22 protein-coding genes are annotated in these 25,316 nt (G+C 68.9%); 13 read left to right on the top strand and 9 right to left on the bottom strand.

From position 1 onward, the window contains the following. Positions 1-29: 29 nt before the first annotated feature. The 5 genes from AB0412_RS15600 (at position 30) to trxA (ending at position 4,972) form a co-directional block, all read left to right on the top strand. Positions 30-1,751, top strand: a complete 1,722-nt coding sequence (locus tag AB0412_RS15600; protein ID WP_366403088.1) for a protein kinase family protein — start codon at positions 30-32, stop codon at positions 1,749-1,751. Positions 1,752-1,777: 26 nt separating this feature from the next. Next, positions 1,778-2,503, top strand: a complete 726-nt coding sequence (sigM, locus tag AB0412_RS15595) for an RNA polymerase sigma factor SigM (RefSeq protein WP_366403087.1) — start codon at positions 1,778-1,780, stop codon at positions 2,501-2,503. After that, positions 2,500-3,435: a hypothetical protein gene (locus tag AB0412_RS15590; protein ID WP_366403086.1), complete on the top strand. Its 936-nt coding sequence runs from the start codon at positions 2,500-2,502 to the stop codon at positions 3,433-3,435. Before sigM ends, AB0412_RS15590 begins: the two co-directional genes overlap by 4 nt. Positions 3,436-3,629: 194 nt before the next feature. Continuing rightward, positions 3,630-4,598: a thioredoxin-disulfide reductase gene (gene trxB / locus AB0412_RS15585; protein WP_366403085.1), complete on the top strand. Its 969-nt coding sequence runs from the start codon at positions 3,630-3,632 to the stop codon at positions 4,596-4,598. A gap of 41 nt (positions 4,599-4,639) precedes the next feature. After that, positions 4,640-4,972 (top strand): thioredoxin, encoded by a 333-nt coding sequence (gene trxA / locus AB0412_RS15580; protein ID WP_010032728.1) that lies wholly within the window; start codon positions 4,640-4,642, stop codon positions 4,970-4,972. Between the two features lie 87 nt (positions 4,973-5,059). On the opposite strand, the gene AB0412_RS15575 is transcribed toward trxA, so the two are convergent. The 9 genes from AB0412_RS15575 to rpmH all read right to left on the bottom strand — a co-directional run bounded on the left by AB0412_RS15575 (position 5,060) and on the right by rpmH (position 12,049). Next, positions 5,060-5,677 carry a GNAT family N-acetyltransferase gene (locus AB0412_RS15575; RefSeq protein WP_366403084.1) on the bottom strand — a complete coding sequence of 206 codons (618 nt, stop codon included), beginning with the start codon at positions 5,675-5,677 and terminating at the stop codon, positions 5,060-5,062. 311 nt (positions 5,678-5,988) lie between these two features. Further along, a complete protein-coding gene (locus AB0412_RS15570) occupies positions 5,989-7,083 on the bottom strand; it encodes a ParB/RepB/Spo0J family partition protein (RefSeq protein ID WP_366403083.1) in 1,095 nt (364 codons plus the stop codon). Then, positions 7,080-8,159 carry a ParA family protein gene (locus AB0412_RS15565; protein WP_366403192.1) on the bottom strand — a complete coding sequence of 360 codons (1,080 nt, stop codon included), beginning with the start codon at positions 8,157-8,159 and terminating at the stop codon, positions 7,080-7,082. Before AB0412_RS15565 ends, AB0412_RS15570 begins: the two co-directional genes overlap by 4 nt. A 342-nt stretch (positions 8,160-8,501) precedes the next feature. After that, positions 8,502-9,221 carry a 16S rRNA (guanine(527)-N(7))-methyltransferase RsmG gene (gene rsmG, locus AB0412_RS15560; protein ID WP_366403082.1) on the bottom strand — a complete coding sequence of 240 codons (720 nt, stop codon included), beginning with the start codon at positions 9,219-9,221 and terminating at the stop codon, positions 8,502-8,504. 123 nt (positions 9,222-9,344) lie between these two features. Further along, positions 9,345-9,857 (bottom strand): R3H domain-containing nucleic acid-binding protein, encoded by a 513-nt coding sequence (locus tag AB0412_RS15555; RefSeq protein ID WP_366403081.1) that lies wholly within the window; start codon positions 9,855-9,857, stop codon positions 9,345-9,347. 15 nt (positions 9,858-9,872) lie between these two features. Then, positions 9,873-11,144: a membrane protein insertase YidC gene (gene yidC, locus AB0412_RS15550; protein WP_366403080.1), complete on the bottom strand. Its 1,272-nt coding sequence runs from the start codon at positions 11,142-11,144 to the stop codon at positions 9,873-9,875. A 3-nt stretch (positions 11,145-11,147) separates the two neighbouring features. Next, positions 11,148-11,522 (bottom strand): membrane protein insertion efficiency factor YidD, encoded by a 375-nt coding sequence (gene yidD / locus AB0412_RS15545; RefSeq protein ID WP_366403079.1) that lies wholly within the window; start codon positions 11,520-11,522, stop codon positions 11,148-11,150. Further along, entirely contained in the window at positions 11,519-11,890 is a 372-nt protein-coding gene (gene rnpA, locus AB0412_RS15540) for a ribonuclease P protein component (RefSeq protein ID WP_366403078.1), read from the bottom strand. Before rnpA ends, yidD begins: the two co-directional genes overlap by 4 nt. A gap of 21 nt (positions 11,891-11,911) precedes the next feature. Beyond that, positions 11,912-12,049 carry a 50S ribosomal protein L34 gene (gene rpmH, locus AB0412_RS15535; RefSeq protein WP_003956500.1) on the bottom strand — a complete coding sequence of 46 codons (138 nt, stop codon included), beginning with the start codon at positions 12,047-12,049 and terminating at the stop codon, positions 11,912-11,914. A gap of 374 nt (positions 12,050-12,423) precedes the next feature. On the opposite strand from rpmH, the gene dnaA reads away from it, so the two are divergent. The 8 genes from dnaA (at position 12,424) to AB0412_RS15495 (ending at position 25,187) form a co-directional block, all read left to right on the top strand. Continuing rightward, positions 12,424-14,400 (top strand): chromosomal replication initiator protein DnaA, encoded by a 1,977-nt coding sequence (gene dnaA, locus AB0412_RS15530; RefSeq protein WP_366403077.1) that lies wholly within the window; start codon positions 12,424-12,426, stop codon positions 14,398-14,400. A gap of 972 nt (positions 14,401-15,372) precedes the next feature. Next, a complete protein-coding gene (dnaN, locus tag AB0412_RS15525; RefSeq protein ID WP_004985918.1) occupies positions 15,373-16,503 on the top strand; it encodes a DNA polymerase III subunit beta in 1,131 nt (376 codons plus the stop codon). Positions 16,504-16,696: 193 nt separating this feature from the next. After that, the gene (gnd, locus tag AB0412_RS15520; RefSeq protein WP_366403076.1) at positions 16,697-17,572 is read left to right on the top strand and encodes a phosphogluconate dehydrogenase (NAD(+)-dependent, decarboxylating); all 876 of its coding nucleotides are present in this window, start codon (positions 16,697-16,699) and stop codon (positions 17,570-17,572) included. Between the two features lie 38 nt (positions 17,573-17,610). Further along, a complete protein-coding gene (gene recF / locus AB0412_RS15515; protein ID WP_366403075.1) occupies positions 17,611-18,732 on the top strand; it encodes a DNA replication/repair protein RecF in 1,122 nt (373 codons plus the stop codon). Further along, a complete protein-coding gene (locus AB0412_RS15510; protein ID WP_366403074.1) occupies positions 18,729-19,274 on the top strand; it encodes a DciA family protein in 546 nt (181 codons plus the stop codon). Before recF ends, AB0412_RS15510 begins: the two co-directional genes overlap by 4 nt. 432 nt (positions 19,275-19,706) lie before the next feature. Beyond that, positions 19,707-21,764 carry a DNA topoisomerase (ATP-hydrolyzing) subunit B gene (gyrB, locus tag AB0412_RS15505; RefSeq protein ID WP_366403073.1) on the top strand — a complete coding sequence of 686 codons (2,058 nt, stop codon included), beginning with the start codon at positions 19,707-19,709 and terminating at the stop codon, positions 21,762-21,764. 42 nt (positions 21,765-21,806) lie between these two features. Then, positions 21,807-24,401 carry a DNA gyrase subunit A gene (gene gyrA, locus AB0412_RS15500; protein ID WP_366403072.1) on the top strand — a complete coding sequence of 865 codons (2,595 nt, stop codon included), beginning with the start codon at positions 21,807-21,809 and terminating at the stop codon, positions 24,399-24,401. An 18-nt stretch (positions 24,402-24,419) separates the two neighbouring features. Next, positions 24,420-25,187, top strand: coding sequence for a DUF3566 domain-containing protein (locus AB0412_RS15495; protein ID WP_366403071.1), 768 nt, complete (start codon positions 24,420-24,422; stop codon positions 25,185-25,187). The last annotated feature ends 129 nt before the right edge of the window (positions 25,188-25,316 follow it).

Raw genomic sequence — 25,316 nt, 5'->3', positions numbered from 1 at the left:
CACAACGGATGGGGAGGCAGGGAACGACGGTGGCGGAACGGAGCACAGCTGCCGTCGACGTGGCAGACAACAGCGGCGAGGAGTCGCTGACCGCAGAGGCGGACCAGTCCACGGCCGACGGGGTGGCCAAGAACCGGGAGCGGGACACGGACAGCGACGAGGCACAGGAGAGCACCGGGGCCGACGGTTCCGGGAAGACCTCGCCGCCCGAACTGCACAGTGGTCACAAGCTCGCCAGACGTTACCGCCTCGAGGAGTGCGTCACCCGTCTGGACGGATTCAGCAGTTGGCGTGCCGTGGACGAGAAGCTCCGCCGCGCCGTCGGTGTGCACATCCTGCCCGCGGACCACTCCCGCGCCCGCTCCGTCCTGGCCGCGGCCCGTTCCTCCGCCCTGCTGGGCGACCCCCGCTTCGTGCAAGTCCTGGACGCCGTCGAGGAGAACGACGTCGTCTATGTCGTGCACGAGTGGCTCCCCGACGCCACCGAACTCACCGCGCTCCTGGCCGCCGGCCCACTGGAGGTGTACGACGCCTACCAGATGGTCAGTCAGGTGTCCTCCGCCATGGCGGCGGCCCATCGTGAGGGCCTGGCGCATCTGCGTCTGAACCCCAACGCCGTGCTGCGCACCTCGACCGGCCAGTGGCGCATCCGGGGCCTCGCCGTCAACGCGGCGCTGCGCGGCATCAGCTCCGACACCCCGCAGCGCACCGACACCGAGTCCATCGGTGCCCTGCTCTACGCGGCGCTCACCCAGCGCTGGCCGTACGAGAGTGATGCCTACGGTCTGTCGGGGCTGCCGAAGGACATCGGTCTGATCCCGCCCGACCAGGTGCGCGCCGGTGTCCACCGTGGTCTGTCCGAGCTCGCCATGCGCGCGCTCGCCAACGACGGTGCCACCGCGTCCCGGCACGAGTCGCCCTGCACCACACCGGAGGAGCTGGTGAAGGCGATCGGCGAGATGCCCCGCATCCGCCCGCCGGAGCCCGCGTTCACCTCCCCGCCCGACTACCAGCGCACGACCTACCAGCAGGGCACCTACGGCCGCCCCGCGGCCCACATCCGGGCCACCCAGCCGGTGCCGGCCCCGCCCCCTCCGCTGCAGAGCCGCACCGGCAAGGCACTGAAGTGGGCCGTCTCCGCGCTGCTGATCGCCGCGCTAGGGCTGGGCAGCTGGCAGCTCGCGGACGCCCTCATGGAACAGGGCGGCAAGGCGGACGACACGAACCCGACGCAGACGACGGACGGGAACGAGAAGGGCGGCGACGAGGCCAAGCCGGCCAAGCCGCTCGCGATCCACGGTGCCCAGGAGTACGTCGCCAAGGGCGGCGCGCAGGCGCCGGAGGACGTGCCCAACACCTACGACGGCGACCCCTCGACCTACTGGCGCACCAAGAGCTTCCTCGACGGGCCGGACATGAACCCGGTCTACAAGCCCGGCGTGGGCATCGTCTACGACCTCGGTTCCGAACAGACGGTGAAGTCGTCGTCGATAGCGCTTCGCTACACCGGCGACCACACGACGATCACCCTGTACGCGGCGGACTCCACCAGCTCGTCGACCCCGGTGAGCGCGATGCGGAAACTCGGTAGCGTGACCACCACCGGGGACAGCGCCACGGTCGAGATCGGCAAGCCGGTGAAGACCCGGTACGTGCTCGTCTGGATCACCGCCATGCCGTCCGCGCCCGGGGACGCCTACAGTGACGCCGGGTACAAGCAGGCCATCACCGATCTGAAGTTCACCGGCTGAGGTCTCACCGAGGGGGAGGGGGTCCGATGGCAGACGGCAGCGCGTACCACGACGCGAGCGATCAGGACCTTCTGGCCCGTCACGTCGAGGGCGACCCCGACGCCTTCGGTGAGCTGGTGCGCCGCCACCGGGACCGGTTGTGGGCGGTGGCCCTGCGGACGCTGGGGGACCGCGAGGAAGCCGCTGACGCGGTCCAGGACGCCCTGGTCTCCGCCTACCGGGCCGCCCACACCTTCCGCGGCCAGTCGGCCGTCACGACGTGGCTGCACCGGATCACCGTCAACGCCTGCCTGGACCGTGCCCGCAAGGCCGCCTCCAGGAAGACGGCCCCGGTCGACGACACGGAGCGCCTGGAGCAGCTGCTGGAGCCGCACGAGTCCGCGGCGGCACCCGCCGAGCGCCATGATCTGCACCGCCAGCTCATCGAGGCCATGGGCACCCTCCCCGCCGATCAGCGCGCCGCGCTCGTGCTGGTGGACATGCAGGGCTACCCCGTCGCCGAAGCCGCCCGCATCCTCGACGTGCCCACCGGCACGGTGAAGAGCCGCTGCGCCCGCGGCAGAGCCAGACTCCTGCCCCTCCTCAGCCATCTGCGGCCGGACGGCAGCGGCGAAGGCAAGAAACGGGGCGAGGCACGGAACCGGACGCAGGGGACAGCCGTCCCACCCGCAGCGGGACCGCATGGAGCGGATCCGCCGGACGCAGGACCGAGTGACCCAGCTGCAATGAAGGGCGGAGGTGGGCGAGCGTGACGTCGACGACAGGCAGGGCGGAGCACCCGGACGTCGCGGAGATCTCCGACCTCGCCGAGGGACTCCTGCCGCCGGGCCGGACCGCTGACGTACGCCGTCATCTGGACGCGTGCGAGCTCTGTGCGGATGTCCACGCCTCGCTGGAGGAAATCCGGGACCTGCTCGGCACGATGCCGGGCCCGCCACGTATGCCCGACGAGATCGCCGGCCGTATCGACGCCGCTCTCGCCGCGGAAGCGCTGCTCGACGCCAGGGCGCCGGAGACAGCGGCCGAGGCCGCGCCGACGCCCGACGTCACCGCCCGTGCGGCGGACGACGACGATCGAGCGCATGTTTCACGTGAAACCGCGCGTGTTTCACGTGAAACATCTCCTCCCACAGACCGGCCGACCGGGCGGGCGCGCTCTGCCACCACCGGTCCGGGCCGCAAGGGCCGCCTGCGGGGCCGTCGCCGGATCGCCGTTCTGGGGACGGTGTTCACCGTCGCCGCGCTGGGCCTCGGTTCCGTGGTGCTGTCCTCCACGAACGGCAGCAACGACCCGACGGAAGGACGCGAGACCACGGCCGCGGACACCTTCTCCGACGGAAAACTGGAGAAGCAGGTCTCCGACCTCCTCGCGCAGAGCCAGGGCAAGGGCGGCGGTTCCCGTACCCCCTTCGGGCTGGAGTCGGAGGGCTCCGGAGCAAGCCCCAGGGTGCTCAAGGAGCCGGCTGTCCCCGCATGCGTCCGTGAGGGCATCGGCCGCAACGATGCCGCGCTCGCCACGGAGAAGGGCACGTACGAGGGCAAGGAGGCGCTGCTCGTGGTGCTCCCCGACGCCTCCGACGACACGCGCGTGACCGCCTACATCGTCGAGGCGACCTGCGTGGACAACCCGTCGTCGGCCACCAAGGCGAAGGTTCTGCTGAAGCACTCCTACACGCGTTCCTGACGCACGGAGCTTGGATGCCGTCTGCCCGGTAATCCGTACGGTGTGTGCCCCCTTCGTGCCCGCCCCAGGGCCGTCTCCGTGTGCCCGGACACAGCGGGAATGCGCGCCCCTTAGGATCCGTTGGGTGGGGTGAGAGTCGAGAACAGAAGCTCCCCCGGTCGAAACGACGCAGACCAGAGACGAGGAATCCAGCCGTGAGCGACGTCCGTAACGTGATCATCATCGGCTCGGGGCCTGCCGGCTACACGGCGGCGCTCTACACCGCCCGCGCGTCGCTGAAGCCTCTGGTGTTCGAGGGCGCCGTCACCGCCGGCGGTGCGCTGATGAACACCACCGAGGTCGAGAACTTCCCCGGCTTCCAGGACGGCATCATGGGCCCGGAGCTCATGGACAGCATGCGCGCCCAGGCCGAGCGCTTCGGAGCTGAGCTCGTCCCGGACGACGTCGTCGCCGTCGACCTGACCGGTGAGATCAAGACCGTCACGGACACCGCGGGCACGGTCCACCAGGCGAAGGCCGTCATCGTCGCCACCGGCTCGCAGCACCGCAAGCTCGGCCTGCCGAACGAGGACGCACTGTCCGGTCGCGGTGTCTCCTGGTGCGCCACCTGTGACGGCTTCTTCTTCAAGGACCAGGACATCGCCGTGATCGGCGGCGGCGACACCGCGATGGAGGAGGCCACCTTCCTCTCACGCTTCGCCAAGTCGGTGACGATCGTCCACCGCCGGGACACCCTGCGCGCCTCGAAGGCGATGCAGGAGCGTGCTTTCGCCGACCCGAAGATCTCGTTCGTCTGGGACAGCGAGGTCGCCGAGGTGCAGGGCGACCAGAAGCTGTCGGGGCTGAAGCTGCGCAACGTCAAGACCGGCGAGCTCTCGGACCTGGCGGTGACCGGCCTGTTCATCGCGATCGGCCACGACCCGCGTACCGAGCTCTTCAAGGGCCAGCTGGAGCTGGACGAGGAGGGCTACCTGAAGGTCGACGCGCCCTCGACCCGCACGAACGTCACTGGTGTCTTCGGTGCCGGTGACGTGGTCGACCACACCTACCGTCAGGCCATCACCGCGGCCGGCACCGGCTGTGCCGCCGCTCTCGACGCGGAGCGTTTCCTCGCCGCACTCGCGGACGAGGACAAGGCCGAGCCCGAGAAGACCACTGTCTGACCCCCACCCGCCCCACGCACCACACAGTTAAGGAGCCCGCCGTGGCCGGCACCCTGAAGAACGTGACCGACGACTCCTTCGAGCAGGACGTCCTCAAGAGCGACAAGCCCGTCCTGGTGGACTTCTGGGCCGCCTGGTGCGGTCCGTGCCGCCAGATCGCTCCGTCCCTCGAGGCGATCGCCTCCGAGTACGGGGACAAGATCGAGGTCGTCAAGCTGAACATCGACGAGAACCCGGGTACGGCCGCCAAGTACGGCGTCATGTCCATCCCGACCCTGAACGTCTACCAGGGTGGCGAGGTCGCGAAGACCATCGTCGGCGCCAAGCCGAAGGCCGCGATCGTTCGCGACCTCGAGGAGTTCATCGCGGAGTGACGGCCGACCGCCTCCACGGCGGCGCCTGTTTCACGTGAAACACGAATGGGCCGACCCACCAGGGTCGGCCCATTCGCATGATGTCCCTCAGAGAGGTCGCAGCGCCGGCTCCTTCTGGACGGCGCCGAGCAGCCGGTCCAGCGCCATCTCCACGTCTTCCTTCCAGGAGAGGGTGGTCCTCAGTTCCAGCCGCAGCCGGGGATACGTCGGATGCTGGCGGACGGTCTTGAATCCCACAGCCAGCAGATGATCGGCGGGCAGGACACAGGCGGGCTCCTTCCAGCGGGCGTCACCGAAGGCTTCGATCGCCTTGAACCCGCGGCGCAGCAGATCCTTCGCCACCGTCTGCACCATCACACGGCCCAGCCCCTGGCCCTGGTAGCCCGGCACGATGAACGCCGTCATCAGCTGCACAGCGTCGGGTGACACCGGGCTCGTCGGAAACGCCGTGGACCGCGGGACATACGCGGGAGGTGCATAGAGCACGAAGCCCACCGGAACCTCATCGACATAGACGACCCTCCCGCAGGAGCCCCAGTCCAGCAGGACGGCGGAGATCCACGACTCCTTCTCGAGCGTGGAGGTACCCGCCTTTACCGCTGCCTCACCGCTGACGGGGTCGAGCTCCCAGAAGACGCACGAGCGACAGCGCTGGGGGAGGTCCTGAAGGTTGTCCAGCGTGAGCGGTACGAGCCGACGCCCCATGAAGGCTGTTCCTCTCCTACGCCCGCTGCCTCGCGGGCGGCTGTCAAAGCGCTCCGTTCCCTGAGCAGGCTGCCGATGAACCCGCCGACGGCGGCCACCCCCAGCCCCGCGCTCACCAGTCCGCTGCGGCTCGTCATTCGCATGGCCCCTGCCTTGCTTCCCGAAGTACTGCCCGGACGATGCGCCATATCCGAACGCATCGTATCCATGAAGCGATTCCCTCGATACCGCCACAAAGCAAAGGGTGGACCGTGTCCGGAACACACCGGATGCAGTCCACCCTCGAAGGCTCAGCCGGATCGGCTGTGAGCTCAGGAATCGGCTCCCTCGGAGTCATCGTCCGCGAGGCTCTTCTGCAGGACCGGGCCCTCGCCGGGGGCCAGGGTGCCAAGGATGCGCTCCAGGTCCTCCATGGAGGCGAACTCGACGGTGATCTTGCCCTTCTTCTGCCCCAGGTCGACCTTGACCCGGGTCTCGAAGCGGTCCGAAAGACGCGTGGCCAGATCGGTCAGCGCCGGAGAGACCCTGCCGCCCGCTCGCGGCCCCTTGGAACGCTGGGCCTTCTGCGGCCGCGAACCCATCAGGGTCACGATCTCCTCGACGGCCCGCACCGAGAGACCCTCGGCCACGATCCGGTGGGCCAGCCGGTCCTGCTCCTCCGAGTCCTCGACGGACAGCAGAGCGCGGGCGTGGCCGGCGGACAGGACCCCGGCGGCGACCCGACGCTGAACCGCCGGCGAGAGCTTCAGCAGACGCAGGGTGTTGGAGACCTGCGGGCGGGAACGGCCGATGCGGTCCGCCAGCTGGTCGTGGGTGCAGTTGAAGTCCTTCAGCAGCTGGTCGTAGGCCGCGGCCTCTTCCAGCGGGTTCAGCTGCGCGCGGTGCAGGTTCTCCAGCAGGGCGTCCAGAAGGAGCTTCTCGTCCTCCGTGGCCCGCACGATCGCCGGGATGGCCTCCAGCCCCGCCTCACGGCAGGCCCGCCAGCGACGCTCACCCATGATGAGCTCATAGCGCCCGGGCCCCGTCTGGCGCACGACGACCGGCTGGAGTAGACCCACTTCCTTGATGGAAGTGATCAGCTCGGACAGTGCGTCCTCGTCGAAGATCTCACGGGGCTGCCGGGGGTTCGGCGTGATGGCGTCAAGGGGGATCTCGGCGAAGTGGGCACCGATCGGCGGCGGGGGGACGGCCCCCTGCGCGGGCGGCTCCTCTGTTTCACGTGAAACAGAGGGCAGCGTGGCCACCTTCGCCGCGGCCACACCACGCTCGTTCGGCAGGACCGGAACCGCGGTGGGAGACGTGGAAGCGGAGCCTCCCATCGCGGCCGGTGGAACCGTCTTCTCCGTCGGGGCAGCAGGGATCAGTGCGCCGAGGCCACGGCCCAACCCCCTCCGTCGCTCGCTCACTGGATGCCCTCCACCATGCTCGGATCGTTCTGCTGCTGTGCGCCGATGTGCGCCTGCGAGGCGTCATAACGGACGCCGACGCCCTTCAACGCGATCTCTCGGGCCGCCTCAAGATAGGAGAGGGCACCGCTCGATCCAGGATCGTAAGTCAGTACCGTCTGCCCATAGCTCGGCGCCTCCGAGATACGGACCGAGCGAGGAATGCTCGTCCGCAGGACCTCGTCGCCGAAGTGGTTGCGCACCTCGTCCGCGACCTGGGACGCGAGTCGCGTCCGGCCGTCGTACATGGTGAGCAGGATCGTCGATACATGCAGCGAGGGATTGAGGTGCCCTCGCACCAGGTCGACGTTGCGCAGCAGCTGTCCCAGCCCCTCCAGTGCGTAGTACTCGCACTGGATCGGGATCAGCACCTCCTGGCCGGCCACCAACGCGTTGACCGTCAGCAGACCGAGGGACGGCGGGCAGTCGATGAGGATGTAGTCCAGCGGCTGCTCGTAGGCCTGGATGGCCCGCTGCAGCCGGCTCTCCCGGGCCACCAGCGACACCAGCTCGATCTCCGCACCGGCGAGATCGATCGTGGCGGGGGCGCAGAAGAGACCCTCGACATCGGGGACGGGCTGGACGACATCCGACAGCGGCTTGCTCTCGACCAACACGTCGTAGATGGACGGGACTTCGGCGTGGTGGTCGATTCCCAGGGCGGTGGAGGCATTGCCCTGCGGGTCGAGGTCGATCACGAGGACACGACCGCCATGCAGAGCGAGCGAAGCGGCAAGATTGACCGTGGTCGTCGTCTTGCCCACACCGCCCTTCTGGTTGGCGACCACGATGACACGCGTCTGCTCGGGCCGAGGCAGGCCCTCACCGGCGCGGCCCAGAGCCTCCACCGCCAGTTGGGCAGCACGACCGATGGGAGTGTCGTCCATCGGAGGCGGTGTTTCACGTGAAACATCCGCCCCCATCGACTCGGTACGGGGACCGGGGACCGGATCGGTCATCGGTCCCGCGATGTTGGCGTCGGACCGCAAGGATTCACTCTCCTCGACTTCAGGCTCGCAATGAACAGAGCCTCCCATGCCTTCGGGGTCGTGAACCAGTGAGGCCTGACGTTCTGTGGAGAAATCCACCTCTGTGGACAACTCCGTACCCTCCACGGAGGACGGGGAGACGCCTTCCGTGGGGGGCAGGGTCGGAGCTTCGTCGGGAACAGGACCCTCTCCCAGTGAACCGAGAGGCTTCCGGTCGCGAGGTTCGGCCGCAGCGCGGCCGCGACTGATGATGCCGTGCAGGAGTGAGCGACGTTTCACGTGAAACACGATGCACAGCAGCCAGGGCCGCACTGCCGCGACACTCCGGCACGGACAGGTTGGGCAGCTTGTGTGGAGTACGTCAGGTCCTCAGGAGGGACCCCACGCTTCCTACCCGCGCCGCCGACGTGCCCGTCCCGTACGAGCGGCCTTGGCACGCTTCGCCGCGAAGCGCACACCCCCGGGGCTTTCGCCCACCTCGACGCGCACCACCGTCGACATCGGATCCACGACGCCCTCGCCGACGTGCACGATCGACGTGGCCACGGCACCGAGCTTGCTCAGAGCCGTGGCGGCGCTCTTCAGCTCCTCCTCGGCGGTGTCGCCCTTGAGCGCGAGCATCTCCCCGTAGGGCCGCAGCAGAGGGATGCCCCACGTGGCGAGGCGGTCGAGCGGTGCCACGGCGCGCGCGGTCACCACATGGACCGGGGGCAGCTTTCCCATGACCTCCTCGGCCCGGCCCCGCACGACCGTCACATGGTCCAGGCCCAGCAGCTCCACGACCTCGGTCAGGAAGGTGGTCCGGCGCAGCAGCGGCTCCAGCAGAGTGATCTTGAGGTCCTCACGGACCAGGGCCAGGGGAATGCCCGGCAGCCCGGCGCCTGAGCCGACGTCGCACACCGTCACGCCCTCCGGCACGACTTCCGAGAGCACCGCGCAGTTCAGCAGATGCCGCTCCCACAGGCGAGGCACCTCTCGCGGGCCGATGAGACCGCGCTGCACGCCCGCCTCCGCGAGCAGCTCCGCGTACCGGACCGCGTCCGCGAAGCGATCACCGAAGACCTCGCGGGCCTGCTCCGGCGCGGGGGGAAGCTCCGCTGCCTCCGTCACGGGGGACCGTCCTTCCGCATTCGTGCCGGCACCGGGCGCCGACACCAGAACCACAGAACTATCAGGCTGACAAAGTTCGGCCCCGTCTGCGCAACAGACGGGGCCGGTGGAACGTAGGGCCGATCAGGCGGGAAGCACGACGACGAAGCGCTGCGGCTCCTCGCCCTCAGACTCGCTGCGCAGCCCCGCTGCCTTGACCGCGTCGTGCACGACCTTGCGCTCGAAGGGCGTCATCGGCTTGAGCCTGACGGCTTCGCCACTGCTCTTGGCCTCGGCGGCGGCCTTGGCCCCCAGCTCGGACAGCTCGGTCCGCTTCTTGGCGCGGTACCCGGCGATGTCGAGCATGAGCCGGCTGCGGTCTCCGGTTTCCCGGAGCACGGCCAGGCGCGTGAGCTCCTGGAGCGCTTCCAGCACCTCGCCGTCACGACCGACCAGCTTCTGCAGGTCACGGCTGCCCGTGTCGCTGATGATCGAGACGGAGGCACGGTCGGCCTCGACGTCCATGTCGATGTCGCCGTCGAGGTCGGCGATGTCGAGCAGACCCTCCAGGTAGTCCGCCGCGATCTCGCCCTCCTGCTCGAGGCGGGTCAGGGTGTCTGCACCCTCGGCAGCGGCGGAGGTGGTGCCTTCCGTCACGGGATGGACTCCTTCTTACTTCTTGGACGGGGACTTGGGCCGCTGCGGACCCTTGCGCTGTCCGGACTGGGCCTTGCTGCGGGCACCGCTGCCGGGCTTGGCGGGGTTCTTCTGCGCCGCACCTGCGGACTTGGCGTCACCTTGCGGCTGATCGGTCTTGGTCAGCGACGTGGGCTCACCCGGCGCCTTGGCCGCGCCCGACTGGCGCTTGGCCTTGGTCTGCCGCTTGGGCTGCTGACGCTTGGGGGCGGCCCCGGTGGTGGGCGCACCGTCCTCGGCCTGAGCGGCGGCCGTGGCCTCGCTCTTGATCACCGTTCCGTCGGCCTGGGCCGCGAGACCCGCCTTGTTCAGACCGTTGATGAACTTGCGCTCGTACTCGTTGCGGTCCCGGCCCTTGGCGACGATGGCCTTGACGATGGCGCGCTCGCCGCGACCGCGGGTCCTGCCGTGCTTGGTGACGTGCTTGGAGAGGCGCTCGAGGTAGGCGGCCTGGGCCTTGGAACCCGGCGTCGGGTTGTTGTGGATCACGTACATCTGCTGGCCCATGGTCCACACGTTGGTGGTCAGCCAGTAGACGAGGACACCGACCGGGAAGTTGATGCCGAAGACGGCGAAGATGATGGGGAAGACGTACATCAGCATCTTCTGCTGCTGCATGAACGGCGTCTTCACCGTGGTGTCGACGTTCTTCGTCATCAGCTGGCGCTGTGTGTAGAACTGCGACAGCGACATCAGGACGATCATGAGCGCGGTGACGACACGGACGTCGGTCAGGGAGGCGTTGAGCGCCTGCACCTTCTCCTCGCTGTCCGTGAACTTCGCCGCGAGCGGGGCCCCGAAGATGTGGGCCTTCTGGGCGCTGGCCAGCAGCCGCTCGTTGATCACGCCGACGGTGTCGTTCGACGCGATGCTGTTGAGCACGTGGTACAGGGCGAAGAAGAACGGGGACTGCGCCAGGATGGGAAGGCACGAGGACAGCGGGTTGGTGCCCGTGTCCTTGTACAGCTTCATCATCTCTTCGGACTGACGCTGCCGGTCGTTCTTGTAGCGCTCCTGGATCTTCTTCATCTCCGGCTGGAGCGTCTGCATGGCCCGCGTCGCCTTGATCTGCTTCACGAAGAGCGGGATCAGGCAGATACGGATCACGATCACCAGGGACACGATGGACAGGCCCCAGGCCCACCCGGTGTCCGGGCCGAAGATGGCGCCGTACACGCTGTGGAACTGGACGATGACCCAGGAGACGGGTGTCGTGATGAAACTGAAGAGGCTGGCAATCGTGTCCACTAATCATGCTCCTTGGGCATGGGACGAGGTCTCTGCGGCCGGGCTCGAAGGACTCGTCGGACTTGTGGGTGAAGTCTGTCCCTCGGTGGCCGGGTCGGCGGCGGAGGGCCCGCCCTTGCGTGCACGCCAGGCGTTCCGCAGCATTTCGTGCCACCGCGGACGCTTGCGCGGCGGGACATGGTCCACACCGCCCAGCGACCACGGATTGCATCGCAGGATGCGCCAGGCCGTGAGTGCTGTGCCCTTGACGGCACCGTGCCGGTCGATGGCCGTGTAGCCGTAGTGGGAACACGACGGGTAGTACTTGCACACCGGCCCCAGCAGCGGACTGATCGTCCACTGGTAGAGCTTGATCAGAGCCAGCAGCGGGTACTTCATCTCGCGCCCCCTCCCAGGAGCCGCTGCAGAGCGGCGTCCAGGTCTCGGGCCAGTTGTGCATGGTCGGCGTCACCCGCTCCGGGCAGCGCTCGTACGACTACCAGGCTACCGGGGGGCAACTGGGCGACTCGGTCCCGCATCAGATGGCGAAGCCGGCGCTTCACCTTGTTGCGGACGACCGCTTTGCCCACGGCCTTGCTCACGACGAAACCCGCACGCGTCGGGGGAGCGCTCTCCCCAGGCGCATGCGGGTCCGTGGCATCGCTACGAAGGTGCACGACGAGGTGCCGGCGTCCGGCCCGGCGTCCTCGTCGTACCGCAGTCGCGAAGTCCTCGCGCCGCCTCAGCCGGTTCTCGGTGGGCAGCACGACGTCATGACCTGACCGGTATCAGGCGGACAGACGGGCGCGACCCTTGCTACGGCGGGACGCGAGAATCGCGCGGCCGGCACGGGTGCGCATACGCAGCCGGAAGCCGTGGGTCTTCGCGCGACGACGGTTGTTCGGCTGGAAGGTGCGCTTGCTCACTCGGGGGCTCCAGAAAGAATCGGTGTTTGCGGGGTGCCGTCCTGGCTGTCACCGTGCGCCCACGAGTAGCTCGCGTTACGCCCCAGTGCACCGCTGACCGATCACCTTGAGCGATCTGTGCCCATCGGAGGCAGGCGGCAGCAGCCATCGACAACTCGACCTGGTTACGGTACGCGGGGCTGCGCCATTCGGTCAAACCAGCGGCGACCGGGAGACACTTGTCCACAGGCTGGGGACAACAACTTGAACCGCACGGGCCGCGCTGACTACCGTGACTGGACTCCGATTCGTTCCCTTGTCACTCGACCATCCCCTTTACATCCCGACCCGTCCCCGAATCACACGTTCGAGGGACCTGTGAGAGAGCGTGCCCTGTGGCTGACGTACCTGCCGATCTTGCCGCAGTGTGGCCACGCGTACTGGAGCAGCTCCTCGGTGAGGGCCGCGGCCAGGGGGTCGAGGGGAAGGACGAGCACTGGATCCGGCGCTGCCAGCCGCTCGCGCTGGTCGCCGACACGGCGCTGCTCGCCGTGCCGAACGAGTTCGCCAAGGGCGTGCTCGAGGGGCGACTCGCCCCGGTCGTCAGCGAGAGCCTGAGCCGCGAGTGCGGCCGCCCCATCCGGATCGCGATCACCGTCGACGACTCCGCGGGCGAGCCCCCGGCCCCGCAGGCCCCCCGCCCCCAGCCGCGCTACGAGGAGCCGGAGCTCCCGACCGCCCGGCCGGAGCCGCAGGACCGCCAGGACCGTCCCGACCGCCCGGAGCGCGAGCAGTACGAAGGCGGTTACGGCGGCTACGAGCCCTACGGCCGCCGCCGCGCCGAGCAGCACCCCGGGCCGTCCGGCGACGAGCTCCCCACCGCGCGTCCCGCCTACCCCTCGGAGTACCAGCGCCCCGAGCCGGGCTCCTGGCCGCGGCCGCCGCAGGACGAGTACAGCTGGCAGCAGCAGCGGCTCGGCTTCCCCGAGCGCGACCCGTACGCCTCGCCCGCACCGGACGCCTACGGCGGTGCCCCTTCCCATCCGCAGGACTACCGCCCGCAGCCGGTGGAGCGCCCCTCCTACGACCAGCAGCGCTCCGACTACGACGGCGCACGCGGTGACTACGAACGAGCCGACTACGACCGCGGCGACCGTGGCGAGTACGACCGCGGCGGCGACTACGACCAGCGCGACGCCGCCCGCCGCGAGCTGCCCGAGCCGGGGACCGGCTCCGGGCACGTCCATCGCGGCGGTCCCGTCGGCCCGAACCTGCCGACCACCGGCGCGCCCGGCCCGCTGGCCGCGCAGCCCGCACCGGCACCCGGCCCCGGTGAACCCACCGCGCGCCTCAACCCGAAGTACCTCTTCGACACGTTCGTCATCGGCGCGTCCAACCGCTTCGCGCACGCCGCCGCGGTCGCCGTCGCCGAGGCGCCGGCGAAGGCGTACAACCCCCTTTTCATCTATGGGGAGTCGGGGCTCGGCAAAACGCATCTGCTGCACGCGATCGGGCACTACGCGCGCAGCCTCTATCCCGGCACGCGCGTGCGGTACGTCAGCTCGGAGGAGTTCACCAACGAGTTCATCAACTCCATCCGCGACGGCAAGGGCGACAGCTTCCGCAAGCGCTACCGCGAGATGGACATCCTGCTCGTCGACGACATCCAGTTCCTGGCGGACAAGGAGTCGACGCAGGAGGAGTTCTTCCACACCTTCAACACGCTCCACAACGCCAACAAGCAGATCGTGCTGTCCAGCGACCGGCCGCCCAAGCAGCTGGTGACGCTGGAGGACCGGCTGCGGAACCGTTTCGAGTGGGGCCTGATCACCGACGTCCAGCCGCCCGAGCTGGAGACCCGCATCGCGATCCTGCGCAAGAAGGCGGTGCAGGAGCAGCTCAACGCCCCGCCGGAGGTGCTGGAGTTCATCGCCTCCCGCATCTCGAGGAACATCCGGGAGCTGGAGGGCGCGCTGATCCGGGTAACGGCGTTCGCGTCGCTCAACCGGCAGCCGGTGGACCTGGGCCTGACGGAGATCGTCCTCAAGGATCTGATCCCGGGGGGCGACGACGCGACCCCCGAGATCACCTCCACGGCCATCATGGGCGCGACCGCCGACTACTTCGGGCTCACCGTCGAGGACCTGTGCGGCAGTTCGCGGGGACGGCAGCTCGTCACGGCCCGCCAGATCGCCATGTACCTGTGCCGCGAGCTGACGGATCTGTCGCTGCCGAAGATCGGTGCGCTGTTCGGCGGCCGCGACCACACGACGGTGATGCACGCCGACCGGAAGATCCGCAATCTGATGGCCGAGCGGCGTTCCATCTACAACCAGGTCACCGAGCTCACCAACCGCATCAAGGCCGGCTGACGGCGGCGGACAGGCCCCCGCAGGGCGCTCCCGGATCGGATCCGGGGGCGCCCTTCTTCGTCCTGGTCTTCATCCAGGTCCGGCCCCGCCGTCCGCTCCGGTCCGGCCCCGCCGTCCGCTCCGGTCGGCGTCCCGCCCTTCGTCCCGGCGTCGGCTGCCGCTCTCCGCGCCCTCGCCCGCCGGTCTCCCGCTGTTCGATTAACTGCCTGGTTACGGCCTCTCTCCACAGATTCGGTGACTTTTTCCCGTCCACATCCTGGGGACCGCGAAGTTGTCCCGATCTTGTCCACAGGCCCCCCTGTTGAGGAACCATCAGCCCAGATCAGCCGGTTGTGGATTCGTGGACGGACGATCTCCACAGGCTGTGGACGACGAGGTGATCCACAGGCTGTGCACGGAGTTGTCCACGGGCAACCCACAGGCTGAGGCCGGTTGTCCCCAAAGTTCACCGGGTTCTCCACATGGCTGTCCACTGTTCGGCAACCCGGCGCGCCTCCTCACCGTGTCGAGTGAAAGGCGTCACATCAGGCTGCCGAAGGGGGCTGTGGGAAAGACGGCGAAAGCTGGGGACGACTCTGGGGAGAACTCGCCCCTGCCTGTGCACGGGATGTGCAGAACTTTCTGTTCTCCACAGAGGCACCGAGTTGTCCACGGCCTCCACCCACAGGCCCCGTGGACAAAATCAGGCAGCTGACCTGGGAAAACGAGGTTATCCACGGTATCCACAGGCCCTACTACTACTCCCGACCATAGAGAGCGAGGAATTCGTTTCGAAGCGGGACCTGTGCACAACTCGCTCTCTCGACCCCGGCTGCCACTCGTCACGACTTGACCCCGAGGGGCACCTACTGTCAGTGCGGTGCGTCAGACTGGTCCCCGGTGTCCTTCCCCTCACCGGGGCCCACGACACCGAGTCAGACGACGAAGCCGAAGCAGGGCGAGAAGCGCCGGCAACAGCAGGAGGCGGCAACAGTGAAGATCCGGGTGGAACGCGACGTACTCGCGGAGGCAGTGGCCTGGGCGGCACGCAGCCTCCCGGCCCGTCCGCCGGCGCCTGTCCTCGCCGGCCTTCTGCTGAAGGCGGAGGACGGCCAGCTGAGCCTGTCCAGCTTCGACTACGAGGTCTCCGCGCGGGTGTCCGTCGAGGCGGAGGTCGAGGAGGAGGGCACGGTCCTGGTCTCCGGCCGTCTGCTCGCCGACATCTCGCGGGCCCTCCCCAACCGGCCGGTGGAGATTTCCACAGACGGTGTACGAGCGACCGTGGTCTGCGGCTCCTCCCGGTTCACACTCCACACCCTGCCTGTGGAGGAGTACCCGGCCCTGCCGCAGATGCCGAACGCGACGGGCACGGTCCCCGGCGAGGTCTTCTCCTCCGCGGTGCAGCAGGTCGCCATCGCGGCCGGCCGGGACGACACGCTGCCCGTCCTCACCGGTGTGCGCATCGAGATCGAGGGCGACACCGTGACCCTCGCCTCCACCGACCGCTACCGCTTCGCGGTCCGCGAGTTCCTGTGGAAGCCGGAGAACCCGGACGCGTCCGCCGTCGCCCTGGTGCCCGCCAAGACGCTCCTGGACACCGCCAAGGCGCTGACCAGCGGTGACCAGGTGATCCTGGCGCTGTCCGGCTCGGGTGCGGGCGAGGGCCTGATCGGTTTCGAGGGCGCCGGCCGCCGGACCACGACCCGCCTGCTGGAGGGCGACCTCCCGAAGTACCGCACGCTGTTCCCGACGGAGTTCAACAGCGTCGCCGTGATCGAGACCGCCCCCTTCGTGGAGGCCGTCAAGCGTGTGGCGCTGGTCGCCGAGCGCAACACCCCGGTGCGGCTGAGCTTCGAGCAGGGCGTGCTCATCCTGGAGGCCGGTTCCAGCGACGACGCACAGGCTGTGGAAAGGGTCGACGCCCAGCTGGAGGGCGACGACATCTCGATCGCCTTCAACCCGACGTTCCTGCTGGACGGCCTGAGCGCCATCGACTCGCCGGTGGCCCAGCTGTCGTTCACCACGTCCACCAAGCCCGCGCTGCTCAGCGGCCGGCCGGCGGTGGACGCGGAGGCGGACGAGGCCTACAAGTACCTGATCATGCCGGTGCGGCTGAGCGGCTGAGGTCGGCCCCCGGGGCGCGCCGGCGTCCGGTTGTCCACAGGTGTGGAGGAAAACCCCCAGGTGAGGGCGTGTGCGTATGAGCGCGTATGCCCACAGATGTGCGTGAGAGTCCGGGTTTAGGCTCGGGGCGGTACGTCAGTGCCGCGGCACACCCGTGCCGCCACGTCACGTCGCAACCTAAGGAACACAACTGATGGAGCTCGGTCTCGTCGGCCTCGGCAAGATGGGCGGCAACATGCGCGAGCGGATCCGCCGCGCGGGCCACACCGTCCACGGATACGACCGCAACCCGGACCTCGCCGATGTCCACAGCCTCCAGGAGCTTGTGGGCAAGCTCGAGGCCCCGCGGGTGGTGTGGGTGATGGTCCCGGCCGGCGAGCCCACCCAGTCCACCATCGACGAACTCGCCGAGCTGCTGGAGCCCGGCGACGTCGTCGTGGACGGCGGCAACTCGCGCTGGACGGACGACGAGAAGCACGCCGAGGAGCTGGCTGCCAAGGGCATAGGCTTCGTCGACTGCGGTGTCTCCGGCGGCGTCTGGGGCCTGGAGAACGGCTACGCGCTGATGTACGGCGGCGACAAGGAGCACGTCGCCAAGGTGCAGCCGATCTTCGACGCGCTCAAGCCGGAGGGCGACTTCGGCTCGGTGCACGCCGGCAAGGTCGGCGCGGGCCACTTCGCGAAGATGGTCCACAACGGCATCGAGTACGCGATGATGCAGGCCTACGCCGAGGGCTGGGAGCTGCTCGAGAAGGTCGACTCCGTGACCGACGTCCGGGAGGTCTTCCGCTCCTGGCAGGAGGGCACGGTCATCCGCTCCTGGCTGCTGGACCTCGCGGTGAACGCCCTCGACGAGGACGAGCACCTGGACGGGCTCCGGGGTTATGCACAGGACTCCGGTGAGGGACGCTGGACTGTGGAGGCCGCCATCGACAACGCGGTCCCGCTGCCGGCGATCACCGCCTCGCTGTTCGCGCGGTTCGCCTCGCGTCAGGAGGACTCGCCGCAGATGAAGATGATCGCGGCGCTGCGCAACCAGTTCGGCGGCCACGCGGTCGAGAAGAAGTAAGCAAGCACGACAAGCACCGGGGAGGTCGGCGAACGACCATGCACGTCACGCATCTGTCGCTGGCCGACTTCCGCTCGTATCCCCGGGTCGAGGTCCCGCTCGACCCGGGGGTCACGGCGTTCGTCGGGCCGAACGGACAGGGCAAGACGAACCTGGTCGAGGCGGTCGGCTATCTCGCCACGCTCGGCAGTCACCGGGTCTCCTCGGACGCCCCGCTGGTCCGCATGGGCGCCGACCGCGCGATCATCCGGGCGCAGGTGCGCCAGGGCGAGCGGCAGCAGCTGGTGGAGCTGGAGCTGAACCCGGGCCGGGCCAACCGCGCCCGTATCAACAGGTCCTCGCAGGTCAGGCCCCGTGACATCCTCGGCATCGTGCGCACGGTCCTGTTCGCGCCCGAGGACCTGGCCCTGGTCAAGGGGGACCCCGGTGAGCGGCGCCGCTTCCTGGACGAGCTGATCACCGCCCGCTCTCCGCGCATGGCCGGTGTCCGCTCCGACTACGAGCGGGTGCTCAAGCAGCGCAACACCCTGCTGAAGTCGGCCGCGCTGGCCCGTCGGCACGGCGGTCGCACCATGGACCTGTCCACCCTCGACGTCTGGGACCAGCATCTCGCGCGTGCGGGCGCCGAACTGCTCGCCCAGCGCCTGGATCTGATCGCCGCGGTGCAGCCGCTGGCCGACAAGGCGTACGAGCAGCTGGCGCCCGGCGGCGGACCGGTCGCCCTGGAGTACAAGGCGTCCGCGCCCGGCGAGGCGCACACGCGCGAGGACCTGTTCGAGCAGCTGCTGGCCGCCCTCGCCGAGTCCCGCAAGCAGGAGATCGAGCGGGGCGTGACCCTCGTCGGCCCCCACCGGGACGATCTGCTGCTCAAACTCGGTCAGCTGCCCGCCAAGGGCTACGCCTCCCACGGCGAGTCCTGGTCGTACGCCCTGGCGCTGCGCCTGGCCTCCTACGATCTGCTGCGCGCCGAGGGCAACGAGCCGGTGCTGGTGCTCGACGACGTCTTCGCCGAGCTGGACACCCGCCGCCGCGAACGCCTCGCCGAGCTGGTGGCGCCCGGCGAGCAGGTCCTGGTGACCGCGGCCGTCGACGACGACGTACCCCATGTGCTGGCGGGGGCGCGGTTCGCCGTGGCGGAGGGGACGGTGGAACGCGTATGAGCGAGCCCGAGACGCCCCCGAGCGGTCCCGGCAAGGCACCCGAGCCCTCCGGGGTCGACCTAGCCCGCGTGGCGCTGCGCGCGGCCAGGGAGGCGGCACGCGCGCGTGGGGACGTGGCGCAGCAGAAGAAGCAGGCGCGGCGCGGCGGCGGCCTGCGCTCCGGGGCGCGCGCCGACCGGCGTGACCCGATGCCGCTGGGCCCGGCGATCAACCGGCTGATCGCGGAGCGCGGCTGGGAGGCACCGGCCGCGGTGGGCGGCGTGATGGGCCGCTGGCCGGAGATCGTCGGCGAGGACGTGGCCAAGCACTGCGAGCCCGAGCGGTACGACGAGGACGAGCGGGTGCTGGTCGTCCGCTGCGACTCCACGGCATGGGCGACGAATCTGCGGCTGCTCGCGCCCACCCTGGTCGCCCGGCTCAACGAGGACCTCGGGCACGGCACGGTACGGCTGATCAAGGTCAACGGCCCGGGCGGTCCCGCCCGCCGCTACGGCCCCCTGCGAGCGCCCGGAAGCACCGGCCCCGGCGACACGTACGGGTGACCCGGGCCCGTTTTCCGGCTCTTCGGCAACAAGTGACTGACATCACAACACTGGTTCTCAGCTGCCTGTTCGAGGGGCCCGCGGGCGGCTCGGCGTACCCCCGGAGAGGGTGACGAATCGCCACCTGACTCCTAAGTAGCCAAGGGTTGACGGCCGGAAGCGCTGAGTGCCCTCGTGAGCCTCTTGGAGCCCCCATCCGCATATCGGGAGTCGGGCAGGGCCGATTCAGGGCGGCACATGAGGACTCAGGGACCGCCAAACCCCCATCGATGTCAGCGCTACCGGTAGACTGGAAGACAATCCCGCCCCGATCGAGGGGACCGTCCGGGAAAAGCTGAGCAACGCTGATCAAGGCTTACCAACGCAACATGCCGCAGCCGCTCCGGCGACCGCCGACGAGCCCGGCTCGTGCTGTGCCAGAAAGGGCGCTTCGTGGCCGATTCCGGCAACCCCAACGAGAACATCCCGTCCACCGACGAAGGCGCGATCCCGGCCGACACGGCCGGCGGCGAGGCAGCGGCCTCGTACGACGCGAGCGCCATCACCGTCCTCGAGGGTCTGGACGCGGTCCGCAAGCGACCCGGTATGTACATCGGCTCGACCGGTGAGCGCGGCCTGCACCACCTCGTGTACGAGGTCGTCGACAACTCCGTCGACGAGGCGCTGGCCGGGTACGCGGACACCATCGACGTGACGATCCTCGCCGACGGCGGCGTGCGCGTCGTCGACAACGGCCGTGGCATCCCCGTGGGCATCGTCCCCTCCGAGGGCAAGCCGGCCGTCGAGGTCGTGCTCACCGTGCTGCACGCCGGCGGCAAGTTCGGCGGCGGCGGATACGCCGTCTCCGGTGGTCTGCACGGCGTCGGTGTCTCCGTCGTGAACGCCCTGTCGACCAAGGTGTCCGTCGAGGTCAAGACGGACGGTCACCGCTGGACGCAGGAATACAAGATGGGCGTCCCCACGGCGCCGCTCGCCAAACACGAGGCCACCGAGGAGACCGGTACCTCGGTGACCTTCTGGGCCGACCCCGACATCTTCGAGTCGACCGAATACTCGTTCGAGACGCTCTCCCGGCGCTTCCAGGAGATGGCCTTCCTCAACAAGGGCCTGCGCATCAACCTCACCGACGAGCGCGAGTCGGCGAAGGCCACGGCCGGCGCGGACGAGGCGGGCGCGGACGAGAAGGACGAGGCGAAGACCGTCACGTACCACTACGAGGGCGGCATCGTCGACTTCGTGAAGTACCTCAACTCCCGCAAGGGAGACGCGGTGCACCCCACCGTGGTGTCGCTGGAGGCCGAGGACAAGGACAAGAGCCTGTCCCTCGAGGTCGCCATGCAGTGGAACAGCGGCTACAGCGAGGGCGTGTACTCCTTCGCCAACATCATCCACACCCATGAGGGCGGTACGCACGAAGAGGGCTTCCGCGCCGCGCTGACCTCGCTGATCAACAAGTACGCGCGTGACAAGAAGCTGCTGCGCGAGAAGGACGACAACCTCACGGGTGACGACATCCGCGAGGGCCTGACGGCGATCATCTCGGTCAAGCTTAGCGAGCCTCAGTTCGAGGGCCAGACCAAGACCAAGCTGGGCAACACGGAGGCCAAGACCTTCGTCCAGAAGGCGGTCTACGAGCACCTCAACGACTGGCTGGACCGCAATCCGAACGAGGCCGCGGACATCGTCCGCAAGGGCATCCAGGCGGCCACCGCGCGGGTGGCGGCCCGCAAGGCCCGTGACCTCACCCGCCGCAAGGGCCTGCTGGAGACCGCGTCCCTGCCGGGCAAGCTCTCCGACTGCCAGTCGAACGACCCCACCAAGTGCGAGATCTTCATCGTCGAGGGTGACTCCGCCGGCGGCTCGGCCAAGTCCGGCCGCAACCCGGAGTACCAGGCGATCCTCCCGATCCGCGGCAAGATCCTCAACGTCGAGAAGGCGCGCATCGACCGGATCCTGCAGAACCAGGAGATCCAGGCGATGATCTCCGCGTTCGGCACCGGCGTGCACGAGGACTTCGACATCGAGAAGCTCCGCTACCACAAGATCATCCTGATGGCGGACGCCGATGTGGACGGCCAGCACATCAACACCCTGCTGCTGACCTTCCTGTTCCGCTTCATGCGGCCGCTGGTCGAGGCCGGGCACGTGTACCTGTCCCGCCCGCCGCTCTACAAGATCAAGTGGGGCAAGGACGACTTCGAGTACGCGTACTCCGACCGCGAGCGCGACGCGCTGATCGAGATGGGCCGCCAGGCGGGCAAGCGCATCCGCGAGGACTCGGTGCAGCGCTTCAAGGGTCTCGGCGAGATGAACGCCGAGGAACTGCGCATCACGACGATGGACCAGGAGCACCGCGTCCTCGGCCAGGTCACCCTCGACGACGCCGCCCAGGCCGACGACCTGTTCTCGGTGCTGATGGGCGAGGACGTCGAGGCCCGCCGCGCGTTCATCCAGCGCAACGCCAAGGACGTCCGTTTCCTCGACATCTGAGTCGGTCTCAGCTGACCGCACCTGGAAGGACCTTCACCAGCAATGACCGACGAGAACACCCCTGTGACGACGCCCGAGGGTGAAGCCCTGGCCATGCGTGTCGAGCCCGTCGGGCTCGAGACGGAGATGCAGCGCTCGTACCTCGACTACGCGATGTCCGTCATCGTCTCCCGAGCGCTGCCGGACGTCCGGGACGGCCTCAAGCCCGTCCACCGCCGCGTGCTGTACGCGATGTACGACGGCGGCTACCGCCCCGAGCGCGGCTTCTACAAGTGCGCCCGCGTCGTCGGCGACGTCATGGGCAACTACCACCCGCACGGCGACTCCTCGATCTACGACGCGCTGGTCCGCCTCGCGCAGCCGTGGTCGATGCGGATGCCGCTGGTGGACTCCAACGGCAACTTCGGCTCCCCGGGCAACGACCCGGCGGCGGCGATGCGCTACACCGAGTGCAAGATGGCGCCGCTGTCGATGGAGATGGTCCGTGACATCGACGAGGAGACCGTCGACTTCACGGACAACTACGACGGCCGCTCCCAGGAGCCGACCGTCCTGCCCGCCCGCTTCCCGAACCTGCTGATCAACGGCTCGGCCGGTATCGCGGTCGGCATGGCGACCAACATCCCGCCGCACAACCTGCGCGAGGTGGCGGCCGGCGCCCAGTGGTACCTGGAGAACCCGGAGGCCTCCCACGAGGAGCTCCTCGACGCGCTGATCGAGCGCATCAAGGGCCCCGACTTCCCGACCGGCGCGCTCGTCGTGGGCCGCAAGGGCATCGAGGAGGCGTACCGCACCGGCCGCGGCTCGATCACCATGCGCGCGGTGGTCGAGGTCGAGGAGATCCAGAACCGCCAGTGCCTGGTCGTCACGGAGCTGCCCTACCAGGTCAACCCGGACAACCTCGCGCAGAAGATCGCCGACCTGGTGAAGGACGGCAAGATCGGCGGCATCGCGGACGTCCGCGACGAGACCTCCTCGCGCACCGGTCAGCGACTGGTCATCGTGCTGAAGCGTGACGCGGTCGCCAAGGTCGTGCTGAACAACCTGTACAAGCACACCGACCTGCAGACCAACTTCGGCGCCAACATGCTGGCGCTGGTCGACGGGGTGCCGCGCACCCTGTCCCTCGACGCGTTCATCCGCCACTGGGTGAACCACCAGATCGAGGTCATCGTCCGCCGGACCCGCTTCCGGCTGCGCAAGGCCGAGGAGCGCGCCCACATCCTGCGCGGTCTGCTCAAGGCCCTGGACGCCATCGACGACGTCATCGCGCTGATCCGGCGCAGCGACACCGTCGAGATCGCCCGCGGCGGCCTGATGGACCTCCTGGACATCGACGAGATCCAGGCCAACGCGATCCTGGAGATGCAGCTCCGCCGCCTGGCCGCACTGGAGCGCCAGAAGATCGTCCAGGAGCACGACGAACTCCAGGCGAGGATCCGCGAGTACAACGAGATCCTGTCGTCCCCGGTCCGTCAGCGCGGCATCGTCAGCCAGGAGCTGGCCGCGATCGTCGAGAAGTACGGCGACGACCGCAAGACGAAGCTGATCCCCTACGAGGGCGACATGTCCATCGAGGACCTGATCGCCGAGGAGGACATCGTCGTCACGGTCACGCGCGGCGGCTACATCAAGCGCACCAAGACCGACGACTACCGGGCACAGAAGCGCGGAGGCAAGGGCGTACGCGGGGCGAAGCTGAAGGAAGACGACATCGTCGACCACTTCTTCGTCTCGACGACCCACCGCTGGCTGCTGTTCTTCACCAACAAGGGCCGCGTCTACCGCGTCAAGGGCTACGAACTGCCCGACGCCGGCCGGGACGCACGCGGGCAGCACGTCGCGAACCTGCTGGCCTTCCAGCCCGACGAGACGATCGCCGAGATCTTCGCGATCCGCGACTACGACGCAGCGCCCTACCTGGTCCTGGCCACCAAGGGCGGTCTGGTCAAGAAGACCTCGCTGAAGGACTACGACTCCCCGCGCTCGGGTGGCGTGATCGCGATCAACCTGCGCGAGCGCGAGGACGGAACCGACGACGAACTGATCGGTGCCGAACTCGTATCGGCCGACGACGATCTGCTGCTGATCAGCAAGAAGGCGCAGTCGATCAGGTTCACCGCGTCGGACGACACGCTGCGGCCCATGGGCCGTGCGACCTCGGGCGTCAAGGGCATGAGTTTCCGTGAGGGAGACGAGCTGCTCTCGATGAATGTTGTTCGACCCGGTACGTTCGTGTTCACTGCCACAGACGGCGGGTACGCGAAGCGGACCGCTGTCGACGAGTACCGCGTCCAGGGCCGCGGCGGCCTCGGCATCAAGGCCGCCAAGATCGTCGAGGACCGTGGATCGCTCGTCGGCGCGCTGGTGGTCGAGGAGACCGACGAGATCCTCGCCATCACGCTGTCGGGCGGTGTGATTCGCACGCGAGTCAACGAGATCAGGGAAACCGGCCGTGACACCATGGGCGTTCAACTGATCAATCTGGGCAAGCGCGATGCCGTGGTCGGCATCGCCCGGAACGCCGAGGCGGGACGCGAGGCGGAGGAAGTCGACGCCGACGTGGTCGTCGACGAGAACGCCGAGGGTGCCGAGACCACCGGCACGGACGAGGGCGAGGCGCCCTCGGCCGAGTAGCACGAGGAGTGAGTCAGCGTGAGCGGAGCCACGGGCGCCGGACCGACCGGTACCAGTAGGGGAACGGACGGCGGTGGCCGTGGCTCCGCCGCGCCCGCGGCCGATCCGCAGACGACCAATCTGAAGCCGGTGAAGGCGTCGGCCAAGGACTCGTTCTCGTCCCAGCCACATGGATCCCAGGGGGGAACGGTGACGGACACCCGAGGCCCGCAGCAGGCCGCGCCGGAACAGGGCGCCGCCGCTCAGACGGCCTCACCGCTGCCCGGGGAGCGGCAGCCGCAGCAGCAGGCGGCGCCGTACCACCCGCCGCAGGCCTACCAGGCGCAGCCCGGCGCGGCAGCAGCCGCCGCGGGCACGGCAGGAGGCCCGGCCGGCGCGGTACGGCGGCCGCGCACGGGGGCGCGCACCACCCCGCGCGTACGCAAGGCCCGCCTGCGGGTGGCGAAGGCCGACCCGTGGTCGGTCATGAAGGTCAGCTTCCTGCTGTCCATCGCGCTCGGCATCTGCACGATCGTCGCGTCCGCGGTGCTGTGGATGGTCATGGACGCGATGGGCGTCTTCTCGTCGGTCGGCGGCACGATCTCCGAGGCGACCGGCTCCAACGAGTCGAACGGCTTCGACCTGCAGTCCTTCCTGTCGCTGCCGAACGTGCTGCTGTTCACGACGATCATCGCGGTCATCGACGTCGTCCTGGCGACGGCTCTGGCGACGCTCGGCGCGTTCATCTACAACCTCTCCGCGGGCTTCGTGGGCGGCGTCGAGCTGACGCTGGCCGAGGACGAGTAGAGCGGCGGGATTCGCTGCGGGATTCGTCGGCCGCGGCTCCTGGCGGCCCCCTCCGGCGGTCCCCGGACAACCGATTTTGGGACTGCCCCGGTCGTGCGCTAATCTTCAGGAGTCAGCGCGCGGGACATA

Origin of the sequence: Streptomyces sp. NPDC052012, from assembly GCF_040689265.1 — a bacterium.
Lineage (GTDB): Bacteria > Actinomycetota > Actinomycetes > Streptomycetales > Streptomycetaceae > Streptomyces.
The sequence above is the reverse complement of the archived record's forward strand: the minus strand, read 5'-3'. Positions and strand labels throughout refer to the sequence as shown.